This window comes from Vibrio sp. 1249-1 (genome assembly GCF_033340495.1).
The window spans coordinates 1-809 of sequence record NZ_JAWOWJ010000368.1 but is presented as its reverse complement, the minus strand read 5'-3'; the positions used below and the strand labels follow the sequence as shown (position 1 = coordinate 809).

Sequence of the window (809 nt, the reverse complement as noted above, 5' to 3'; positions counted from 1 at the left end):
CATTGATGCCCTACTGATCCCTCATGAAGATGAATACCTGGGTGAATATGTCCCTGCGCACAATGAACGCCTCCATTGGCTAACCGGATTCACAGGCTCTGCAGGCGCAGCCGTGATCACACAACACAAAGCCGCGATTTTTGTTGATGGCCGCTACACAGTGCAAGTGACCAAACAAGTTCCTAGTGAGTTGTTTGAATATCGCCACCTAATTGAAGAACCAGCATTGGATTGGATTCAAGACAATCTAACCACAAATGCGTCCGTGGCTATCGACCCACGCATGCACAGTTCAGATTGGCTAGATATGGCACAAGCAAAACTGGCCGGAAAACTTGAGCTAAACATTCTCTCCAGCAACCCAATTGATGAATTGTGGCATGACCGCCCTGCACCAGTGGTTTCTGACGTTCGCCTCATGCCAACAGAAGCCGTTGGTCAATCAAGCGAAAGTAAGCGTAAAGAGATCGCTCAACTGGTAACAAAAGCCGGTGCAGACAGTGCAGTCATCACAGCGCTTGATTCTATTTGTTGGCTATTGAATGTACGTGGCTTAGATGTATCGCGTTTGCCAGTTTTACTGTCGCACGCGATTCTTCATGCCGACTCAAGTGTGGAGTACTTCCTAGATCCCGCTCGCTTACCTGCTGAATTTGCAGCGCACGTGGGCACTGGTGTGACGGTTCATCATCCAGAAGCACTTCAATCTCGCCTTGAAGCCATGTCTGGTAAAAAGGTATTGCTCGACCCAGCAATCAGTAACGCATGGTTTAAGTTAGTTCTGCAAAATGCAGGCGCATCGGTTATTG

The 809-nt window shown here is 48.6% G+C and carries 1 protein-coding gene; it reads left to right on the top strand.

Annotation, left to right across the window (positions count from 1 at the left end; translation table 11 throughout):
* Position 1 precedes the first annotated feature (1 nt).
* Positions 2–809, top strand: an 808-nt coding sequence (locus R7Z50_RS26430; protein WP_318149605.1) for an aminopeptidase P family N-terminal domain-containing protein, incomplete at its 3' end; no start/stop codon positions are given.